Annotated in this window: 13 protein-coding genes and 2 pseudogenes; 10 read left to right on the top strand and 5 right to left on the bottom strand. The window is 70.0% G+C overall.

Annotation, left to right across the window (positions count from 1 at the left end):
• Positions 1 to 6 precede the first annotated feature (6 nt).
• The 3 genes from ACIBA9_RS05095 to ACIBA9_RS05085 all read left to right on the top strand — a co-directional run bounded on the left by ACIBA9_RS05095 (position 7) and on the right by ACIBA9_RS05085 (position 8,754).
• Positions 7 to 6,039, top strand: a complete 6,033-nt coding sequence (locus tag ACIBA9_RS05095; RefSeq protein ID WP_399359919.1) for a hypothetical protein — start codon at positions 7 to 9, stop codon at positions 6,037 to 6,039.
• Between the two features lie 254 nt (positions 6,040 to 6,293).
• The gene (locus ACIBA9_RS05090) at positions 6,294 to 6,917 is read left to right on the top strand and encodes a lasso peptide biosynthesis B2 protein (protein WP_399359918.1); all 624 of its coding nucleotides are present in this window, start codon (positions 6,294 to 6,296) and stop codon (positions 6,915 to 6,917) included.
• A gap of 61 nt (positions 6,918 to 6,978) precedes the next feature.
• The gene (locus ACIBA9_RS05085; RefSeq protein WP_399359917.1) at positions 6,979 to 8,754 is read left to right on the top strand and encodes an asparagine synthase-related protein; all 1,776 of its coding nucleotides are present in this window, start codon (positions 6,979 to 6,981) and stop codon (positions 8,752 to 8,754) included.
• On the opposite strand, the gene ACIBA9_RS05080 is transcribed toward ACIBA9_RS05085, so the two are convergent.
• On the bottom strand, positions 8,738 to 9,964 hold the full coding sequence (locus ACIBA9_RS05080) for a hypothetical protein (RefSeq protein ID WP_399359916.1): 1,227 nt from the start codon (positions 9,962 to 9,964) through the stop codon (positions 8,738 to 8,740). The two genes, ACIBA9_RS05085 and ACIBA9_RS05080, sit on opposite strands and share 17 nt — an antisense overlap.
• A 388-nt stretch (positions 9,965 to 10,352) precedes the next feature.
• On the opposite strand from ACIBA9_RS05080, the gene ACIBA9_RS05075 reads away from it, so the two are divergent.
• From ACIBA9_RS05075 to ACIBA9_RS05060, 4 genes and pseudogenes are all read left to right on the top strand, one after another.
• Complete coding sequence (locus ACIBA9_RS05075) at positions 10,353 to 11,231, top strand: peptidoglycan-binding protein (RefSeq protein ID WP_399359915.1); 879 nt, start codon at positions 10,353 to 10,355, stop codon at positions 11,229 to 11,231.
• 83 nt (positions 11,232 to 11,314) lie between these two features.
• Positions 11,315 to 12,007, top strand: coding sequence for a peptidoglycan-binding protein (locus tag ACIBA9_RS05070; protein WP_399359914.1), 693 nt, complete (start codon positions 11,315 to 11,317; stop codon positions 12,005 to 12,007).
• Positions 12,008 to 12,036: 29 nt separating this feature from the next.
• Positions 12,037 to 12,276: pseudogene (locus ACIBA9_RS05065) on the top strand (peptidoglycan-binding protein); the annotation flags it as partial.
• 57 nt (positions 12,277 to 12,333) lie between these two features.
• A complete protein-coding gene (locus tag ACIBA9_RS05060; RefSeq protein WP_399360018.1) occupies positions 12,334 to 12,708 on the top strand; it encodes a M23 family metallopeptidase in 375 nt (124 codons plus the stop codon).
• A gap of 96 nt (positions 12,709 to 12,804) precedes the next feature.
• On the opposite strand, the gene ACIBA9_RS05055 is transcribed toward ACIBA9_RS05060, so the two are convergent.
• The 3 genes and pseudogenes from ACIBA9_RS05055 to ACIBA9_RS05045 form a co-directional block, all read right to left on the bottom strand.
• Positions 12,805 to 13,668 carry a DUF6424 family protein gene (locus ACIBA9_RS05055; RefSeq protein WP_399359913.1) on the bottom strand — a complete coding sequence of 288 codons (864 nt, stop codon included), beginning with the start codon at positions 13,666 to 13,668 and terminating at the stop codon, positions 12,805 to 12,807.
• 41 nt (positions 13,669 to 13,709) lie between these two features.
• Positions 13,710 to 14,726, bottom strand: coding sequence for a hypothetical protein (locus tag ACIBA9_RS05050; RefSeq protein ID WP_399359912.1), 1,017 nt, complete (start codon positions 14,724 to 14,726; stop codon positions 13,710 to 13,712).
• 292 nt (positions 14,727 to 15,018) lie between these two features.
• A pseudogene (locus ACIBA9_RS05045) lies at positions 15,019 to 15,323 on the bottom strand (IS701 family transposase); the annotation flags it as partial.
• A 152-nt stretch (positions 15,324 to 15,475) separates the two neighbouring features.
• On the opposite strand from ACIBA9_RS05045, the gene ACIBA9_RS05040 reads away from it, so the two are divergent.
• The gene (locus ACIBA9_RS05040; RefSeq protein WP_399359911.1) at positions 15,476 to 15,877 is read left to right on the top strand and encodes a YciI family protein; all 402 of its coding nucleotides are present in this window, start codon (positions 15,476 to 15,478) and stop codon (positions 15,875 to 15,877) included.
• A 9-nt stretch (positions 15,878 to 15,886) separates the two neighbouring features.
• Positions 15,887 to 17,137, top strand: a complete 1,251-nt coding sequence (locus ACIBA9_RS05035) for an RNA polymerase sigma factor (RefSeq protein WP_399359910.1) — start codon at positions 15,887 to 15,889, stop codon at positions 17,135 to 17,137.
• Between the two features lie 201 nt (positions 17,138 to 17,338).
• On the opposite strand, the gene ACIBA9_RS05030 is transcribed toward ACIBA9_RS05035, so the two are convergent.
• On the bottom strand, positions 17,339 to 17,944 hold the full coding sequence (locus tag ACIBA9_RS05030) for a dihydrofolate reductase family protein (RefSeq protein WP_399359909.1): 606 nt from the start codon (positions 17,942 to 17,944) through the stop codon (positions 17,339 to 17,341).
• Between the two features lie 196 nt (positions 17,945 to 18,140).
• Here ACIBA9_RS05030 and ACIBA9_RS05025 point away from each other — a divergent pair, with 196 nt between their 5' ends.
• Positions 18,141 to 18,593 (top strand): MarR family winged helix-turn-helix transcriptional regulator, encoded by a 453-nt coding sequence (locus ACIBA9_RS05025; protein ID WP_399359908.1) that lies wholly within the window; start codon positions 18,141 to 18,143, stop codon positions 18,591 to 18,593.
• The last annotated feature ends 9 nt before the right edge of the window (positions 18,594 to 18,602 follow it).

Here is an 18,602-nt window from a genome sequence, read left to right as displayed (position 1 = left end):
CCGGAGATGACCGACGCGTTCGCCGCCCGCACGCAGCTGGACCGAGCACGTACCGAGGCGGACGCCGCGCAGGCCCTCGCGGACGAGCAGCAGGCGGTGGTACGGCGGCTTCAGGACGCCATCCAGGCCGGCGACCAGCGCGCCACCGCCGAGATGCTCACCGCCGCCGAGGCGGCCCAGGCAGAGCTGCAACGCGCGGCCGACCCGCTGAACAGCGCCGTCGGCAGTGCCGAGGAGGAGCTGGCTCAGGCCCTTGACGCCGGCACCGCGCTGTTCCCCGACGACAACACCGCCCCGATCGCGCTTCTGCCGGTGCGGGTGGAGACCATCTGGTGGGAGCCGAGCACGCTGCGGGTGCGGGTCTACCCGGACGACATCCTGCTGCCCCAGTTCGACCCGGAGCTCACCCCCGCCGAGGCAGCCGCCGGCACCGAGTACTGGCGCGACCCGAGCCCGGACGCCTGGCATGAGGTGCTCACGCGGCTGCGTCCGGCGCGCGCCGCCTGGGCGGTCCGCGCCTGCCGGCCCGGCGCCCCGCCGCCGGTGGTGCGCCCCGTAGGCCAGGACGAACGTCGGCAGCGGGTGGTCGCCATGCCGAAATGCTGGCGGTTCCTCGGTCTGATCGACGGCCAGGTGGTGGTGGACAAGCTGGGCCATCCGGTGCCCGACCCGTTGCCCGTCGGCCTGCTGCGCGCTGATGAAGAGGGCTGGGAGAGCGACTGGTTCCAGGCGCTCAAGGCCGGCATGGGCGTCGAGCTGACCCTCGCCGAGGGCACCGACCACCTGGACGAACTGCTGGTCGTCGGGGTACGCGACGACTCGGCGGTCGACGGCGCCGCCCGGCTGCGCGACGTACTGATCGGCCACACCTTCGCTAGCGGACTCGGCATGCTGCCGTCCGGCACCGCGACCAACAACACCCCGCGCGCCCGCTCAGGCTGGTCCTCGGCCCCGGCCTTCCCGGGGCCGGACCCGGACCCGCCGGCCGGTGAGCGGCCGGCGGCCGACGCGCTGGCCGCCGCGCTCGGCCTGCCGGACGCCGGATTCCTGCGCGGCTGCTCCGGCGCGGCCGACGCGGAACCGTCGGCCGTGGCGGCGTTGTCCCTGCTCACCTGGCCGACTCTGGGCAAAGGGTTCGCCGAGGCGGCAGCGTCCCATCTGAGCCTGGGCACCCAGCAGGTGGTGGCCACCGACCCGGCTCGGCCGTGGCGGGCGGTGCGGGACCATCTCGCCGAGCATGCCCGAAGCCGTGGGCCACTGCCGATGCTGCGGGTCGGCCGCCAGCCGTACGGGGTGCTGCCCGTCACCGCGCTGGGCGAGTGGCGCGCTCGACGCGACGGTGACGTGGACGCCCTGCTCGCGCCCTGGTTGCTGCGGTTGCGGGAACGCTGGCGCGCGGTGCTCGACAGGGACGACGCCATCCCCAGGGTGCAGGCCGACAAGCCGGTCGATCAGGTGGCGGTGGAGGCGTTGAAGCGGCTGCCGGTGGCGACCACTTTGGCCATGCGCCGGCTGGACGGTCCCGAGTTCGCCGTGCCGAAGACCGCACGCGACGAGCCTCCCGGCCAGCTGGGCCTGCCCGGCCTGCCTCCGGACGGGGTGCTGCGTTGGACCACCAGCGCCGACGGTTGGACCGATCTCGGCACGGGTCTGGACGAAGCGACCGGGATCCCCAATTTCGTGGCCCGACTCGCCCCGGACCCGGTCGGCTTCCCGGCACGGGCGTCGGCCACGGCGGACTATCTGCACGCGGTGCACGCCTTCCTCGCCGGCGAGTTGGCCGCCGCCGACTACGACCGGGCGTGGCCGGTGGAGCTGTCCTCGGGACGGGAGACGCCACCCCGACCCAGTACGTTCTTCGACTTGCCGACCGTCGGGGGCGAGGCGCCGGACGCGGACGGGCAGCCGAACTCGGACGGCGCCGCACCGCCCGAAGACGGCGCCCCGCCGCCCGGGGACGACGGGACGCCGCCGGAGTTCCCGGTGACGGATCCGCCGGACGCCCGCGGCGTGCTCGACGCGCTGCTGTTCCTGCCCAACTGGACGCTCGACGGCGACGACGGTGAGGACGACCCGCTTCGCCAGGCACTGGCCGTCACCAGTGACGTGGACCAACTCGTGGCCGACGTGCTGGAGGGACTGTCCGAGCACGATCGCGCGGCACGAGTCGCGGCCGCCACCCGTGCCGCAGGCGCGCTGCCCCGACTGGAACAGGCGCTACGGGCACTCGCCGCCGTACCGGTGACCCGGCTGCCCGAGCTGCTCCTGGAGGTCATCGACGTCTACTCCCACCGGCTGGACGCCTGGGTCACCTCGCTGGCGTCGCGGCGGCTGGCCGAGCTGCGGGCATCCGGGGTCGACGGCATCCGGTACGGCTGCTATGGCTGGGTGGAGAACCTGCGCCCACCAGTGCCGCGGGAACAGGTCGACGTCAAGGTGGACGACGTGACCACCACGGTCGAGGTGTCCACGCAGGACGGCTACATCCACGCCCCGTCGCTGCAGCACGCGGCCACCGCGGCGGTACTGCGCTCGGGTTTCCTCGGCCACCCCGGCGAACAGACCTACGCGGTCGACGTCACCTCCCGCCGGGCCCGCATCGCCCGTTGGCTGCTGGGCGCCGTACGCCAAGGGCAGAACCTGGGCGCTCTGTTGGGCTATCGGTTCGAGCGGGCGCTGCACGACGCGGAGCTGGACCATCTCGTCGAACGCTTCCGGCGTCAGTTCCCCCTCCCGGTCGTGCCCGAACCCGAAGGTCAGGGTGCGGACGCGCAGTTGTGGGCGCGCAGCACGGAGGCCGTCGCCGCCCGCAACGTCGTCGACGGGATGGCCCTGGTGCGGGCCGGTGTCGGTGCGGCCGACCTGCCCAGTGTGATCGACGGAGCACCGGTGGTGCCTCCGGCCGACCGAGCGGCGGTCGTGCCCCTGCTGGACGACCTCGCCGACGCCCTGGACGCGGTGGGCGACCTGGTGCTGGCCGAGAGTGTGCACCAGCTGGTAGGAGGCAACCCGATCCGTGCGGGGTTGACCGCCGACACCCTCGGCCGTGGTGAGGACGTGCCGGACACGTTCCACGTGCTGCGCACACCGCGCCGGGCCCGCGCGGTGACCCATCGACTGGCCGCGCTGGTTCCGGCCCAGCCGGCCGGGCCGACCGGGTGGCCCGATGATCCGGTCGCCGCGCTGCAACCGGCCTTGGAGGCCTGGGTCGCGCACCTGCTCGGCCCGGCGGCGGGCTGGACTCTGACCGGCGTACTGGGCGGGCAGGAGACGGACCGGGTCGACGGCCAGGGCGGTGGCGGGGAGCCGCAGGGCAGTGGCGGGGGTCCGCAGGGCGGCGGCCAGGCATTCGAGCTCACGGCCGACCGGCTCGGTTTGGGTGCGCTGAGCACCGTGCTGGACGCGACGGGCGCCGAACAGGCCCGGCTACGCCGCGCGGTCCTGGATGCCCGAGGCGCCGCACCGGGCACACCGGTGGTTTTCACCGGTCCCGGCTGGACCGGTCTGCGCGGCAGGGCGGCCCGGATCCGGGCGCTTCTGGCCACCGCCCAGCCGCTGTTGCCGGCGCACCTGTCCGAGCAGCCGGACAGCCGCCCGGTCGACATCACTGGTCCACAGGGCCGACTGGCGATCTTCGCGGCCGACCCGCTGGTCGCCGCGCAACCCGGCGCGTCGGAACTGCGCGTACTTGCCTCGGGTCCGCCCGGGCCGGGCGGGGCCGAGGGCTGGCTGTCCCGGGCACGGACGGCGCTGGCCGAGGTGCTCGGTGCGGACGTACCCCTGCTGCCAGAGCTCGCCGGCCCCGCACCGGTCGGCCGCGGCGACCTGTCCGGCGCCGACCTCGAGGACTGGTTGCGGCGCAACGCGGCAGTGCGGCCGGTGGTCCGTACCCTGCACGAGACGCTATGGCTGGCGGGGGCCCGGGCCGGGAGGGTGGAACGGTTGCGCGCGGCACAGGATCCGCCCGGCGCGGCCGACCCCTGGATCGGCGGCGCCTTCCCGGGCGGGAAGCGCCCACAGGCCAACGCCCACCTGGTCTGGCACGCCCCGGCCGACGCCGCACCCGGTGCGGCCGTCACCGGCCTGCTGTTCGACGAATGGATCGAACTGCTACCTGGTTCGGACCAGTTGCGCCCGGCCGCCGACCCGGCCGCCCCGGCCGACGCCACGCCGGAGACCGAACTGACCGGCGTCGCCTTCCACTACGACCGGCCGGACGCCAAGGCTCCGCACGGCATGCTCATCGCGGTTCCCCCGGACCTGGATCGCGGCTGGACGTCGGACGGCCTCGTCCAGGTGCTCCGGGAGACCATGGAACTGGCCAAGCTGCGCGCCGTCGACCTCGCGGATCTGCCGCTGCTGGACGATCTGATCCCCGCTGTCCGTCTCTCCCCGCGGGGTGCGACCGGGCAGGTGCTTTCCAGGATCGAGACCCGTCGGCCGAGGACCGATCCGAACGGCCCGTTCCGTCTGGAGCCCGGGCACCGCACCGGCGACGTGGAGGCCGGCCTGGCCGCCCGGGTGCACGACCCGTTGTGGCTGCTCACCCGGCAGTGGCAGTTCGGAGAGTTCGCCGCCCAGGACGCCGGCTCCCCCGCCGTGGTCCGGATGACAGGCAGCAGTGCGCCGATCGACGCCTGGCGCCCGGCCGGGGCGGCGGACTGGGTGCCTTACGACCCGCGCCTGGGGCCACTGGACATCCAGGTCGAGGACGAGCCGGTGCACGTCGACGAGCGGCTGCGCGCCGAGGGCGGGGCCGCGCTCCTGAGGATGGCCGACGACGCGGGACTGCTCACCGCCGCCATCGCGGCGCTGGCAGCACACCAGCTCCGGGCCGGCGAGCCCGACGCGAGTCTTGTCGGTCTGCTTGACGGCAGGGTGCCGGACGCGGCGTCGGTGGCGGCAGCGCTGGACGCGGGCACCTTCGCCACCGGACCGGACCCGAAGCTCGGCGAGGTGGCCGGCCGCTGGCGGCGCTGGTGGGCCGAGCAGCTGGCCGAACGCGGCCCGGACTGCTTCGACCCGCACCGATTCGAGTACGCCGCTGAGCTGTCCACCGGCGGCGCGGTGCTGCGCGCCGAGGAGTACCAGGGCGACGGGCTGGACTGGTACGGCCTCGACGTGCACCCCGACCCCGATGTCCAGGCGGCTCAGCCGGCGCCGCCCCACACGTTCACCGACGAGGGGCTGCCTTCGACGGTGCGCTACGGCGGGCTGCCGGCCGACCGGTTCTGGGAGATGGAGGACGCGCGCGTCGACCTGGGCTCGGCGGACGTGTCCACGCTGGACACCGGCCGGCTGCTGCTGATCTCGTTCGCCACGGTCTACGGCAACGACTGGTTCCTGGTGCCGCTGGAAGTGCCGACGGGCTCGCTGACCGTGCTGGACCAGCTGCTGGTACGCGACGTGTTCGGCCGCCACCACCTGGTCAAACGCGCCGGCCGGAACGACCCGTCCTGGTCGATGTTCACCCTGCACGGCCCGGACCCGGACCACCCGGCGGCGTCCGGGCTGCTGATGCTGCCCGCCGAGCGCGGTCAGGCGGGAGAGCCGCTGGAGCATGTGGTGCTGGCCCGCGACGAACTGGCGAACCTGGCTTGGGCCGTGCAGCGCGACTACACCGACGACCGCGGTGAGCGGATGGACCGCCGGGACCGTTGGGCACGGCTCGCGGCGGCCGAGCCGGTCGTGACCGGCGAGCTGCCGGCGTACGGGGTGCAGGGCGTGGTGCCGGACTACTGGTTCCCGTTGGTACCGGAACAAGTCCGGACCGCGGAGATCCGGTTCAGGCTGGCCGAGCTGACCGGTCCCGGCCTCGACTCACACCCGGAGGGCCGGTTGATCGCGTCCGGAATGTGGGTGCACGAGGAGGAGGTGCCGCGCGATGGGGTGAGCGTGACCCGCCGACCGGTGCTGGCCCGCTGGTTCGACGGTTCGTGGCACAGCTGGGTGCGCAGGGAGAAGGCCCCCGGTACCGGGGAGAGCTCCAGCGGGCTCGCGTTCGACACCGTTCGCCCCACCGAACCGTGGCCCGGATGAGAGGTTGCGTGACATTCAGGGCAGAGTAGCCTGAACATGACTAAAGCTTACGAATCCTGGAGGTTGGTGATGTTTCTCCGACTGCTGCGGCGTCGTATGCCGCGTGGACTTGTCCTCCTCGGCAACGGCCGCCTGATCCGGGGTGTCAGCGGCGGCTTCTACGACGGTCACGGGCACCAGTCCTGACACCGCCCACAAGTCGGCCCTGGCCTGCCCCGGAGTCCCCGCGGCAGGCCGACCCTGGAGAGTGTGCGGTGGCGAAGGACGCCGAGGCCCTGGCAGTCGTGGCGCGGATCCTGTCACCGCATTGCCGTGTCACGGGGATGTCCGGCGGAGCGCTGATCGCGGACTGGAGGCGGACGCGTTTTCTCGGCATGACGTCGGCAGACATTCAGAAGTTCGCCGACGGAAGCTCCGAGGAACGCACCGAACTCCTCACCGGCCTCATTCGTGCCGGGTGTGCGACGGCTCGCCGGAAGGAACACTCGGACATCGAGGTCGGGCTCTGGCTGCGCGGAGTGCACCTGCTCATCAGGACCTTGGGATTCGGGCGCGTCCTTCGGCTCCTGTCGTTGGCGGCCCCGGAATACGCCCGTGCGGACCAGGCCTGCGAGAAGGACGTCGCACGGCTGAAACGAGCAGTGCAAGCACACAGCCGTAGAAGTTGGCTCGTCAACGACGACTGCAAGACGGAGGCCGTGACGGCCTTCGTCCTGCTGCGGCGGCGCGGTGTGCGGGCCGTGCTGCATATCGGTGTCCGCGAGCATCCGTTCGCCTTGCACGCCTGGACCTCCTCGACCGGCCTGTGCATCCCTGACGCCGATCCGCGCGGTCACGCGTTCACTCCGGTACTCTCGATCGACGGCGGAGGGCGGTGAGGTGGAAGCGCTCCGCGTCCAATGGGCCGGTGACGTGCCGAAGCTCTGGGCAGCCGGGGCCATGGCACGGCAGGGACTGGTGACAACGGTCTCCTCACCGGCCGGAACCGCGGTGGTCGCCGGCTGGGTCGGATCGGTCCGCGACCGTACCGCGGGCGCACTCGGCCTCCTCGACGACTTCGGCGGACCGGGAGCGACACCACATCCACCGACCGGCGACTACGCGGCTGTCCTGGTGTTCCGCGACCGGATTCTGCTCATGCGGGACGAGCAGGCACGTATCCCCCTGTTCTTCAGGGAGTCCGGCGGCCGCGTGAGCGCGGTGAGTACCTCGGCGCGCCGCCTGGGTGGCGCGGAAGAGCTGGAGCGTCGCTATTTCTGCCGGTACCTGACCGGAAACCTGGCGCAGCCGCACTCGGAACTCACCCCTTTCGCCGGGGTGCACCGGGTCCTCGCCGGCGAGGTGGTGGAGCTTTCGGTCACGGGTCAGATGCGCGGTCGGGTGCCGCGACGCGGCCGTCAGGGGCACGACCCGTCGGTACCGGCGGCGGACGGACCCGGAACCCGCCTCGACGAGGCGGCGAAGGACCTGCGTCTCGCACTGGAGAACGCTGTCGGCCGCCGTATGGGCAGGATGACGGCATGCCACGTCTCCGGCGGCACCGACTCCACCAGCGTCGCGTTGCTCGCGGCACGTCATCTTGCCGAGGGACGGGGCCACCGCGGGGACCTCGTCCTGCTCGCCGGGCGCTTCGGCAGGGGTGAACTGGCCGGGGAGCAGCCGTACCTCGACGAGGCGGTGGAGGTGATCCGCCGCTTCGCACCCGCGGCCCGCCCAGTCATCGTCGACGCCGACGACGTGGCCGACTTCGACGACTTCCAGCACCATGCGGGTGACCCGGACGAGCCGCATGCGCACGCCTTCCGCGCCCCGTTCTGGAGCAGGCTTCATGCCGCCGCGGCGGAACTGGGCTGCGACACCCTGGTGACCGGCTGCGGGGCCGATCCGATCGCGGACGCCAACCCGTTCCATCTGCACAGACTGGCCCGCACAGGACAGCTCCGGCAGATGACGACGCTGGCACGTGCCTGGGCCGCGAGCAGCGAGCGAGGCCTGCGGGACGTGGTCTCGGCGCACGTCGTGCAGCCGACCCTTCCGCTGACGGTCGAGCGGGTCACCGCGCTCGTCCGCCGCCGTGGAACAGTGCTCGGCGGCCTCGGCGACTTCACCCGCCCCCGCTGGTTGCGACCCGGATTCGCGCGGGCTCACGGTTACCGTGAGGCCGGCATCGCGGAGAGCCGCTTCGTGTTCGGGCGCGAGCCGGAACAGTCGTTCTACGACGCGGCCAACTACATCGCCGCTCCCGACCCGTTGTCCTGGTACCGCGCACCGCGGGACGGGTTCTTCCTCTCGCACCCCTTCCTCGATCCGGAGGTCATCGCCACGATGCGCCGCCTCCCGGTCGAAGCCACGTTCCGTCCGGGCCGGCCGAAGGCGGTTCTGCGTGAGGCCATGTCGGATCTGCTCCCGCCCGGAGTGCGCGACCGAATGGTCAAGATCCCCTTCAACGAGCTTTACGCCCGCGGACTGCGGACACACGGCGACGAACTCATCGACCTCTGCCGCTCCGCGGTCCATCCGCTGACCGCGGAGATGTTCGACATCGAGATGCTGTGCCGGGCAGTGCGGGAAGCGCGGCTCGGCATGGGGGACTCATACGCCTGGGATCGTCTGAACGCCTCTCTCGCGCTGGTGGTCTGGCTGGAGCGTTTGGACCACCAGCAGCGCTCCCGCACACTCGACGCGGCCACGATGCCCGTCATCGCCGGCTCTTGACGTCCCACAGCGTCCATTCGATCGGGCCTGTTTGGGCCCTGACGAGACCGTACCGCCTCACCACCGCGCTCGATTCCGCGTCGCTGAGTTCGCGGTCTTCCTCGCCGTCTCGCGTGATGGCTTCCACGAGGCCCGCGCCGCTCGCGCCGAATTGCCAATAGAGAGTGAGATAGCGGGGGTCCATCGTATGTGAGGCGATCGCGTTACTCTCGTACACCCTGCCGCGGTAGATCACCTCGTCGAGACCCTTCTGGCTCGGGTTCTCCTTCATCCACCGGGGCACCTTGCCACCGGACCAGGAGTACCCGTCATCTGAGATCTGGTCCACCCTGAGGCGGTCCTTGCGCGCAAGGCTCGCGGTGGCGTAGAACGCCAACTGGTCGTACGGCGTGTCGATGGGCAGCTTCACAAGTGATTGGGTGGAGAACGCATCGCCCGGCTCCAGCCAGTCTCCGGCGGGCACCCATGGTTGCGCCGCCACCAACTCACCCGGCTGGTAAGCCTCCGTGCGGGAGAGCGGATGCTTCTCCTGCAATTTGCTCCACTGCTTGGCATCGGTACGCCACTGCTGGCGGAGCCGGTCCCTCCCGCTCAGCGGCACCCGCTCCCCCATGGCGTGGAACTCGGTACCGAGCACGTAGAAGCCGACATCGCTGTGGTTCTCGAGACGGATGTCGACCGGCACGGCGAATGCCTTGCGGTCCCGATTCAGCACCGGCTTCCCCACGGTCATCGTGACCACAGGCTTGGCCCCGCGCTGATACGGCTGGTAGAGGTACTGGTAACCGAAGGTGGCCACCGCGATGGCCGAGGAGACGATCACCGCCGCGGCCACCCGCTTCGGAGCGGGAATCACGACCGATGTCCGCCAGACCGCGAAGACAGCCCATGCGGAACCCGCTGTGAGCAGGCCCCACAGCACCAGGTAAACGGTGGAATCGCCGCCCTGGAACGTCTCGATCAGGAGCGTGGCGTTGGCCAACAGCGCAATGACCGTGGCGATGAGCGCGACCGCTCCCGAATGGGCGAAGCTCCTGCGCAACCAGTGGTCCACCACCGCGACGGCGCCCAACAACGAGGTGCCCGCCAGCAGGATGAGGACGGCACCGGTGATGCGGCCCGCATAGGTCAGGGCATCGCTGAGGTCTTCGATGCCGAACCGAGCGAGCAGCGCAGCCGTCATGATGAGGACCAGCAGGATCACTACCATGGCCACCGGTGACCGGTTGCCGCACGCCGCGTTCCTTCGCGCCCGCAGGCGTGCGCCGGCGCGGGACGCGGGGGGAGGCCTCAAGTGATCACCTCCACATGTCCCGCCGGCCCGCGCCCATATGCGCCAAGTGAACCCACGCGGTGTCTCCTTCGACCGGTGAAGCGCCGTCTGACGAGCCTCTGCCGGCTCCCTGCGGTACGTACCTCGCTGTGCCGTCGCGGACCATCCGCACTCCGGGGCGGACCAGGACACCGGTGGTGTGCCGGCCTCGAGACCATCGTCCGTGGTGATCCTCTGAATGACCATCCGGGTTCCTCCGGACGGGAGTCCACGGCGCGAACGGGCTCCGGTGGCGAGATCCGGCCGAATTCGGCATTCTGGAGATATGCCTGAGGCATGGATGGCGCAGGCCATCAAGACAGACCTCGGCGATCACGCGCCGTGTGACCCGGCGTTTCCGCCGAAGGCGATCGCGCACATCACGGCGGACAGGAAGTGCACCGCGGGAGCCCCGCTGGATCTCGTTCCCTTCGCCCGCCTCAAGGACTTCTTCACTCAGGGCGGCAAAGGCATGGCGCCGCATATCCTGTGGGATCCCTTCACCGGCGCGTTCGCCCAGTTCTTCCCTGCCACCTCCCGGAGCAAGTCGCTCGACGACCCGCCCGGTGGCACCCGGACCAACCGCGCCGGCAAGGTCGTCGTCCAGATCGAGGCGCTGTTCTTCCCGCACTGTCGTGTCGACGGCCACGTGTTCGCCAGACTGGGCGACACCCCCTGCAAGGGCTGGAGCGACCTCAACGCCTGGGTGCGGTCCTGGGGTGTGCCGGACACCTGGCCCATGGGTCCTCCGGCCGGTTTCGTCCCGGACCGCTCGCCGGGCGTCTGGAGTTCCCAGGGTGGCTGGTACGCGCACGCCCATGTCCCGGAGAACGACCACCTCGATCCCGGGTCCTGGCCCGCGTTCGTGCCCGGACAGCCGGGCCAGCCGGGCCGCGTGCACACCGCGCGGCCGGCGTTCGAGCCGTTCCCCGGCGCGTCCTTCTTCCGCGCCGGACAGAAATCGCCGGTCATCGCCGCGATGCACCGTCGGCTCGTGGCCGAAGGCTGCAACCGGTATCAGCCCGGCGGCGACATCGACGCGTGGGGCGCGGGTGACGTGAGCTCCTACGCCGCCTGGCAACAGAAGCTGGGCTTCTCCGACGGTGACGCCAACGGCATCCCCGGCAAGTCGAGCTGGGACAGGCTGCATGTCCCCAATGTCTGACAGCGGCGCAGCAGCGGTGCCCCGGGCCCGGGGGCTTCGCGGACGCTGACCGGGACGGAACCTCCGATATGAGGAGGAGCGCAATGGTCTCCCTTTCGAACGTGCAGTTCGGCATGACCAACGATGAGGTCAAGACCCTGCAGAGTGCACTGATCCATGCTGGTTTCGATATCCCCGCGGGAGCCACGGGCCAGTTCGGACCGCAGACGAAGAGCGCCTACGCCGACTGGCAGAAATCGATCGGCTTCACCGGCTCGGACGCGAACGGATTCCCCGGCTGCACATCACTGACGAAACTCGGCGCCAGAGCCGGGTTCGACGTGGATTGCCGGAATCACGGATCCATCGCCAAGAGCTTCGTCCAGTACACAACGAATTCCGGGATCGCCTCGAACGAGGAAACCGCTCGCACGTTTGCGCTGGAGGCGTGCGAAAAGACAGGCGCCCCGAAGGAATTGGTCACGGGGGTGAGCAATGGCGCGAACCTGCTCACCCTCATAAATCGCGAATCAAGTTTCATAGCCAACGCGGTGAATCAGAAGGACATGAACGCCACGGGACCGCGGCAGGTGGACGGAGCGCGACTCAACTGCTCCCGCGGGTACGCGCAGGTGATTCCCGGCACGTTCGCCGAGCATCATCAAGCAGGCACGGCGAATCGGATCTATGACCCCGTTGCGAACATCGCAGCCTCCATCAACTACATCTGGAGCCGATACGGAGACATCTCCCGGGTCCAGCAAGCGAATCCGAACCTTCCGCCCCATCCCTACTGAGGTCTATTGAGGAGGAGAGATCCATGTCCGCGCATGAGCCGTTCCCTGGAGCGGCGTTCTTCCACGAAGGCCGACGCAGTCCGATCCTCAGCGCCATGAGGAAGCGCCTCGTCGAGGAAGGGTGCGGGAAGTACAAGACGGGACCGGGCCCCGGGTGGGCCGACGCTGACCGCCAGTCCTACGCCGCCTGGCAGCACAAGCTCGGCTTCTCGGCCGATGACGCCGACGGCATACCCGGCCCGCAGTCCTGGGACAGGCTCCGCGTACCGGCGACGAGTGGTGACGTAGATGGTCACGTCGTCTCCTCTCCCGTACCGGGACACACGGTGACAACCCCGTATCACCAGCGAGGACCCCACTGGAGTCTGGGCTACCACACGGGTGCGGACTACGCCGCCTCGACGGGTACGCCCTGTGTCGCCGTCCTCAGCGGTTCGGTCCGCGCCGGGGAGGATGTCAGCTTCGGCCACTACCTCGTGCTGAGGTCAGGCGGGTTCGACTACTGGTACTGCCACCTCTCTCAGCGGAACGTCACCAGTGGTTCGGTCCGGGCCGGGCAGCAGGTGGCCAAAGTGGGCTCGACCGGAAACGCCACCGGGCCCCACCTGCACTTCGAAAAACGCCCGGCTGGGGGTCGTTTCGGGTCCGACGTGGCTCCCCACTGGAACACCGCGGGCGCAAGCCGCTCATCGACCAAGTAGGCCTTTCGTGGGTGGGCCCGTAGGCGCCGTAACGCCTACGGGCCCACCCCGATGACACGGGGCCTGGATGGACGCCACGCAACGACGACCGATGCGTCACGAAGGGTTGACCGGCGGACCGGATGCGGTACGCCGGTCAGGCTCGATCTGGTGGGCGAACGCTTGCAGCGCCACGGAACTGTTGGGCGGCAGGACAGCCATCTTCCCCTGCTCCTGCGCCTCGGCGAGCGCGCCCGCCGCCTCGCTCGTCTCCGGAACGTGGACCAGGCGCACGTGACCGTCACCCGAGCCTCGGCGATCCACCGGGGCGACGGCGCCGTGGGTTCCGTCGGGCAGCGTCACCCACAGCTCGAAGTCGTCGTACCGGACGAAGTCCGCGCCCTTCACGGGCCATGGGTAGTGGTGCTCACCGGGAACTCCCGGCAGGACTCCCTGGTGGTTGTCGTGGGTCATCGGGACGCAGGCGTTGAACAGGCTGTCAGTCCACCGCTCGACGCCGTCGGCGTCGGTGATCGGGGTACGCAGCAACTGCTCGGCCTCTTCATACCCCAGTGCCGCCAGAGCCGGCAGGGTGAGCGGAAACGCGGCGACGAGCTCAGCGGCCTCCTGGCGCAGCCGGTCGACCTTCGACGGCTGCGCGCAGAATTGCATGCTCCACTCGATGCCGACCCTCGCGCGGTACATCCGCCAGCCGTGCTGCCCCTTGACCCACAGACTGCCGCCGTGATGCATCTCCCAAGGATGGGCGCCGGGCGGCCGCACTCCGTAGGGCAGCTCGTCATCGTTCATCTCGGCGAGGATCTTCTTCGCCGTCTTCTTCGCGGCGCAGAAGTACACCGACTCGTAACGCTTTGGATGATCAACCAGGCGTATCTTCCATGGGTGATTCTCCGACTCCAGGCCACCGAGCTGGAGTCCGGCGGACGTCGTGTGGGGTGCTGCGGAACCGGAAGCGGTCATGGCTGGCCTCCTCAAGCCGAGCGCATGGATTCATCAGTCTTCTAGGGGGCCGCCCGCAGCGGGATCCGGACCAGGAGTTGATCGACACCGGCACCCAGACCCGAGACGAACTCACTGCCCGCTGCCCACTGCGCCACAGGGGCCAGGAGCACAACTGCGGCCGCGAGGACGGCCACGGCCGCCGCCAGGCTGGCCGTGTAATCCTCCTCTCCAGTGGTGATGCGCAACTGGACCTGGAGATCGCCGGACAGCTGCGCCTCGCCGTCCGTCACCGGATGTGACTGGAAGACATGCACACTGCCGGTGTAGATCACCGTTCGTTCCGCCGGCTCGAACTCGACTCGGAGGAAGGCCGTTTCATCACCGATGGTTCCGCCGATCCGGGGTGTGCCATCGGGACCGACGCTCACGCTGACGGCCGAGAACAGGGCACCGACCGCACCCCTGGCCTCCGACTTGACCCGTGAGCAGAGCTGGTCCAGAGCGGCTCCTCCGATGGCCCGCGCGCTGCCGGAGGCGACCGCGGACTCCATGGCGGCGAAGTCCGGAGAGACCTCACAGCCGAGGGCGTACGCCTCCTTGCTCCAGGCGACTTTCACTGGCCCATTCACCCAGAGCTCCATGTGGATTCCGGCCCCGTCCCACTCCGCGACCTTCCCCCGGAGCGTGTAGACGAGGGATGGCCACGGGGTGACGCTCTGCGGTAGTTCGACGACGTCGTAGTCCGAGACGGAGAGCAGAAGCGGGACCCCCTCCCCGGCCGGGGCGCGGCCGGGACCGACCAGCTCCATCAGCCGGGTCCAGGTGGCACCGTCCACGTCCACCCGCGCGTCGGCTACCAGGCCGTCCTGGACCGACTGGAAGTTGCGGATGGCCTCGCACAGTTCGTTCGAGGCGAAGCCGTCACCGATGGGAGGAAGGCTGTCCAGCGAGGTACCGCCGGCGGGCGGGCCGACAGCGTCCAGAAGTTCGGCAACCTGCTGCTGGTCCAAGGCTTGGTTGGGGCACTGAGTGCCCGCGTTCGTCAACCCGACCGCGTCGCGCAATCCCCATGCCATGGTCGTCGGCTTTCCTTGCGAGAAAGGCGTTCCTCACTGTCACCCCTGGGGAGCAACGCGTCGGCGGAGTCGCCTGCCGGTCACCAACTCGACGCTTCATCGTCAGAAAGAAAGGAAAGTCCAGCCAGGCGCGTTTACTTCGACCTGCGGATGCCCTTCGATTTCATTCCCCACACCACTTCCATCCTCGCACCAGCCGGCGCCGTCCGCACCCGCTGAACTTCCCGGTGCATCCTTGAACTCCTCGGAAGTTAAAGGTGGCGAAAGGTAGATGCGACAACCACTGCGAGCTTTCCTGCGCTGTCGGCCTTGCGGTGGCGGCGTCGCCAGCGGGACCAGCGAGGAAGGCGTGGGCGAGCATGGCAAGGGTGCTCCCAGCGGGGCCGGGACGCTTAGTGGCGGACCTGGTGCTCGTCCGGTCCGGGCAGACCCTTGCCGGACCGGAACGTCTCTTCCACTCGCTGACCCAGTCGTAGAAGCGGTGCCCCTTCGCCCCCCTCCTGCGGACAGCTTCTGCCAGGCCCGCTTGGGCAGCCTCTTGACCAGGGTGTCCGCTCGGAACCTGCGGGCTGGGGTGGTGACTTGCTGGGAGCAGGCCGCGTATCGCGGGGTGGCTGCGGGCTCGTCCCCTGAGGGCCGCTAAATTTTTTCGCGGATTCCCGTCGAGGATGTCGAAAACGCCGCGCGTGCTTCTACCTACCCGTGACGGCCCCCGCGCGGGGCGGGTACGACCAACGAGGAGCAGAACCATGAAGTACATGCTGCTGATGCAGTTCAGCGAGCAGAACGTCGACTTCCCCAAGCTCGAGGAGTGGAAGCCCGAGGAGATCCAGGCCCACATCCGGTTCATGAAGCAGACCAATGCCGGCCTGGCCGCCGCCGGGGAGCTGGTCGACGCCCAGGGCCTGGCCATGCCGGAGACCGCCCGGATCGTGCGTTCCCACAGTGGTGGCGCGCCGGTCGTCACCGAGGGCCCGTTCCCGGAGTCCAAGGAGTGGGTGGCCGGCTGGTGGATCGTGGACTGCGACACCGAGCAGCGGGCGATCGAGATCGCCGCCGCCGTCTCCGCCGCCCCCGGCCCGGGTGGACGGCCGCTCGATATGCCGATCGAAGTGCGCCAGATCATGGCGGCTCCGCCCACCGAGCTCTGAACACCCCCTGTGACTTTCGATCCAACTGTCGAGGACCTGCTGCGCACGCTCGCGCCGCAGGTCGTCGGCGTGCTCACCCGCCGCTACGGGGACTTCGCCGCCGCCGAGGACGCCGTCCAGGAGGCCCTGTTGGACGCCGCCACGCAGTGGCCGGCCGAGGGGGTGCCGCATAACCCGCGCGGCTGGCTGGTTCAGGTCGCCGGCCGCCGGATGACCGAGCAGGTCCGCAGCGAGCAGGCCCGCCGTCGCCGCGAGGAGCTGGTGGCCGGTCAGATCCCGGCCGACCGGCGGTCCGCACCCGGGGCCGACGCCGGGGACCAGGGTGCGCACGACGACACCCTCGCGCTGCTGTTCCTGTGCTGCCACCCTGTGCTGTCGCCGGCCTCGGCGATCGCGCTCACCCTTCGCTCGGTCGGCGGGCTGACCACGGGTGAGATCGCCGCGGCGTTCCTCGTCCCCGAGGCGACCATGGGCCAGCGGATCAGCCGGGCCAAGCAGCGGATCAAGAGCTCCGGAGTGCCGTTCCGGATCCCGGACAGTGCCGAGTGGCCGGCTCGCCTGGACGCGGTGCTACACGTCCTCTACCTGATCTTCAACGAGGGCTACGCCAGCAGCACCGGCGCCGAGCTGCGGCGCGTCGAACTCTCGCAGGAGGCGATCCGCCTCACCAGGGCCGTCCACACGCTGCTCCCGGACAACGCCGAGGTGGCCGGTCTGCTCGCGTTGATGCTGCTCACCGAGGCGCGCGGGGCCGCCCGTACCGGCCCGCACGGCGAACTCGTCCCGCTGGCCGAGCAGGACCGCGGCCGATGGGACACAGCCGCGATCGCCGAGGGCGTCTCGCTGATCACCGCCGCCCTGCCGCGCGGTCCGGTCGGTCCGTACCAGGTGCAGGCGGCGATCGCGGCCGTCCACGACGAGGCGCGTACCGCCGCCGACACCGACTGGCCTCAGATCCTCGCCCTGTACGAGGTACTCGGCCGTATATCCGACAATCCACTGATCATCCTGAACCGAGCGGTCGCCGTCGCCATGATGGACGGCCCCGTCGCCGGCCTCGCCCTGCTCGCCGACCCGCCGCCCGCGCTCACCGGCCACCACAGACTGTACGCGGTCCGCGCCCATCTGCACGACCTCGCCGGGGACCGGGAGGCCGCCGCCGCGAACTACCGCATCGCCGCCCGCCGCACCGCCAACCTCCCGGAGAGGCACCACCTCAGCCTGTGCGCCGCCCGACTGGCCACGGAAACGGAAAGGTAGGCGACCGCTCGTATTCGGTGCGGCGGGACCACTACGACGTTTCCCCTGCTCCGGTTCGACGACATCGGCCGCGATCATCCCGGCCCGTGACGCGGATGCCGGCGCGGTGTCCGTCGCGGTGTCCGTCGCGGACGCCTACCTCATCGCTCCCTGGCCACGCCGAACTGACCAACAGGTCGAGGGGACACGGCCCTTGGCTCGCTAGTAGCTGTCGTAGCCGGGCTCACCGTTCGGCCGGTAGACGCCGACGATGGTGCCGCCCTTCGTCGTCGAGACGCTGACCGGCTCCAGCAGAGCAGGGATCGCCCCGTCGGCGAACAGCCGCTTGCCGGTGCCGATGATCACTGGATGGATGGTCAGCCGGTATTCATCGACGAGGCCGTGCCGCATGAGGGTCTGTGCAAGGTCGCCGCTACCGACGACGTTGATGTTGCCGCCCTCGGACTCCTTCAACGTGCGTACGGCATCGACGACGTCCCCCTCCAGCAGCGTGGAGTTCTGCCACTCGACGGACGTCAAGGTCCGGGATGCCACGTACTTGTGCATGCTGTTCATCCGATCGGTGAACGGGTTGTCGGGATCGGCGGTCGGCCAGTACGACGCGAAGATCTCGTACGTCTTGCGGCCGAGCAGCATCGCGTCGGAGTGCTCGTACCAACCGGCGATGGCCGTGCCGACCTCGTCGTCAGACACCGGTTTCTGCCAACCGCCGTACTCGAAGCCGCTCTCGGAATCCTCGTCCGGACCTCCTGGCGCCTGCATGACGCCGTCCAGCGTCAGGAACGTACAAACGATGATCTCGCGCACGGTGCGCTCCCTTCGTCGACGGGTAGACCGCACACCCGCAGGAAACTCATCGGCGGAGCTTCCACGCCATCGCCTACCAAGCCGCGCTACACCTCGCCGCCAACCTCACAGGGGAGCCGGTCGGCAGGCGGCGGAAGCCGCTCCGGGCCTCATGCTTGCCTTGACAAGAATTGTCGCGACAACTGACAATGGACGGGTGAGCGACACCAGCGGACTCCACGACCACCTCGGCTACTGGCTGCGACGCCTCTCCGACGAGGTGCACAGCCGCTTCGAGAGCGAACTCTCCCGGCATGACGTCACCGTCTCCCAATGGGGGGTGATGATCAGCGTCCACCACGGCCACGACACCACCAAGGCCGTGGCCGCGCACATGGACATCGATCCTGGAGCCGTCTCGCGGCTGGTCGACCGTCTTGCGGTCAAGGGACTGATCCGCCGCGAGCCCGACCCCGCGTCCCGGCGTACGGTCCGGTTGGTGCTAACGGGTCAGGGACAGGCCCTCGTACCGGTCCTGGCCGAGCTCGCCGACCGCAACGACGCCCATTACTTCGGCTCGCTCGACGCCGGCCAGCGACGGCAGCTGGAGGAGTGGATCCGGCGTCTGGTGGGGCAAACCCATCCCGCTCCGCCACCCGACGCAGCCTGAGAGAAGAAC

This window comes from Streptomyces sp. NPDC051452, assembly GCF_044454765.1.
GTDB lineage: Bacteria > Actinomycetota > Actinomycetes > Streptomycetales > Streptomycetaceae > Streptomyces.
The sequence above is the reverse complement of the archived record's forward strand: the minus strand, read 5'-3'. Positions and strand labels throughout refer to the sequence as shown.